Origin of the sequence: Saccharopolyspora taberi (assembly GCF_039534165.1) — a bacterium.
Lineage (GTDB): Bacteria > Actinomycetota > Actinomycetes > Mycobacteriales > Pseudonocardiaceae > Saccharopolyspora_D > Saccharopolyspora_D taberi.
The window spans coordinates 158,768-160,874 of sequence record NZ_BAAAUX010000013.1; the positions used below are offsets into that span (position 1 = coordinate 158,768).

Annotated in this window: 3 protein-coding genes; all 3 read left to right on the top strand. The window is 69.5% G+C overall.

Annotated elements, in window-relative coordinates; genetic code table 11:
* A partial coding sequence (locus ABD691_RS14075) for a WXG100 family type VII secretion target (RefSeq protein WP_344680102.1) occupies window positions 1-300 on the top strand: 300 nt, incomplete at its 5' end.
* A gap of 8 nt (window positions 301-308) precedes the next feature.
* On the top strand, window positions 309-842 hold the full coding sequence (locus tag ABD691_RS14080) for a DUF3558 domain-containing protein (RefSeq protein ID WP_344680109.1): 534 nt from the start codon (window positions 309-311) through the stop codon (window positions 840-842).
* 21 nt (window positions 843-863) lie between these two features.
* Window positions 864-2,107: hypothetical protein (locus tag ABD691_RS14085; RefSeq protein ID WP_344680103.1), on the top strand; the 1,244-nt coding region annotated here is incomplete at its 3' end.

The following is a 2,107-nucleotide window of genomic DNA, read 5'->3' on the forward strand; positions in this document are numbered from 1 at the left end:
GATCCCGAGGCCGCCGAGCGGGTGGCTCGGGTTTATGAGGAGAAGGCGCGCGGAATCCAGCGCCTCAGGGGTCAGGCCGACCGACTGTTCGCCCATGGCGCGTACGGCGACTGCAACATCGGGCGGGCGATGGACCAGAAGTTCACCGAGAAGGTCGAGCACCCGCAGAACGGTGTGATGCCGATCCTCGAGAAGATGCAGAACATCCTGCGTGACATGGCACAGACCTATCGGACCTCCGCCAGAGACATGCAGAACACCGACGAAGAGAACGCTCGCAACCTGGAACGGAACGTCTGAATCTGATGATGCGCACACGTACGACACGTTCCACGGCCACCGCCGTGCTTGTTGGTGCTGGTCTACTCGTCGCCGGATGTACCGGTGGCGGCGAGCAGTCTCCCCCTCCGCCCACGTCTGAGAACGGATTGGCGAGCTTCGATCCCTGCGCTGGAGTCCCCCAGGAAGTTCTGCAGTCCATCGGCGCGACGGAACCGGGCGAGCCCGTCGACCAGGGGATCGGCGAGCAAGGCTGCGAGTTCAGCGGCTCAGAGCTGGTGCTGGCCGTTTACAAGGGTCAGAGCGCCACGCTTGAGTACTGGGAAGGTCAGCGAGGGAACTTCGCTGTTTTCGAGCCGAACCAGGTCGGCTCCCGCAAGGGCATCAAACAGATCACCAAGGCGTCCTCCGGGTCGGGAAGCCTCTGCACCCAGGTCGTCGAAGCGGGTGGGGGTTCAATCTCGGTGCAGGTGAACCTCGACGCCGACAAGGTCGAAGGAAACGACCCCTGCGCGAAGGCGTTGGAGATCGCGCAGCGGATCGAGCCGAAACTGCCGAAGTAGACCGGAGGCTGGGGGTCAGACATGGGCAACGTGTTCGGTGACGCGTGGAACGCGGGTACCGGTGCCGCATCCGACATGTGGAACTCGGCCACCGGCGGAAACACCCGTGCGCAGGAAGCGGACGCGGCAGCGCGGGCCGACGCGGCGAAGGCCGCCGAGCAGCGGCGCAAGGATCTGGCCGCGCAGCAGCGGGGTCTGCACGTCGAGGGCACCGATCCCGCGTCGATCACCCAGCACGACAACTGGAACGACTGGGATCACCAGCGGCTGGCCACCCAGCTCAAGGAATCGTTGCAGCCCGACCAGATCAACGCTTCGGGACGGGCGTGGGAGAAGCTCGGCGGCGACGTCGCGGAGCTGTTCGCCGACCTGGACAAGAAGGCCCGGGAAGCCGCTGGGGACGGGATGCGGGGCCAGGCCGCCGAGGCGGGGCTCGCCGCTTCGCAGCCGTTGCAGCAGTGGGGCCAGTCCTTCGGCGACTCGGTGCGCATGACCGGGCTGAAGGTGCAGGAAGCCGGTGTCGCCGCCGAGCAGACGAAAGCCGCCATCCAGCCGCCGAACGAGGGCGGGACTGCCCGGGCGGTGCTCGCGGGTGGAGCGAACATGATCGTCCCCGGTACGGGTGCGATCGACTCGGCGTTGCAGATGAAGGAGCGCCAGGAGGACGAGAAGCGCGCTCGGGCCATCGCGGAGAACGTCTACACGCCCGGCTACACGACCGTCGACACCAGCACTCCGACGTTGCCGCCGCCGGTCAATCCGCTCAACCCGCCGCCCCCGCCTCCTCCTCCGCCACCGCCGATCAACATCCCGGGCGATCGGGATCCGTCGATCTCCGGTCGCGATCCCGGCGGCTCCGACAACCCCCCGCGGACGCCCACCGCGCCCGGGGACCGGACGCCCGGCGGCGACACGCCGAGCGGTCGGCCGCCGGTCGGGAACACGCCGACGACGCCTCCGGGTGGCAACGGTCCGTCGGGTTCCGACTCGCAGTGGTCGGACACGCCCCGCACGCCCTCGTACCCCGGATACCAGCCGCCCGGACCCGGGCAGCAGCAGCTTCCGGGTAGCCAGCCGCCGAACAACGGCTACGTCGGCGTCCCTCCCGGACCCGGTGGCCGCGGCCCCGGCGGCGGGCCGGGCGGTGGCGGCGGGACCGGCGTGGGCCGCGGTGGCGGTAGCGGTGTTGGTGGCCGCACGGGCGGCAGCGGTGTCGGTCCCGGTGGCCGAGCCGGCATCGGCGGCGTGGGCGCGGCCGGTGGTGC

Excerpts from the sequence above, each read along its gene's own strand:
- ABD691_RS14080 (WP_344680109.1), top strand. The coding sequence starts at position 309 with ATGCGCACACGTACGACACGTTCCACGGCCACCGCCGTGCTTGTTGGT.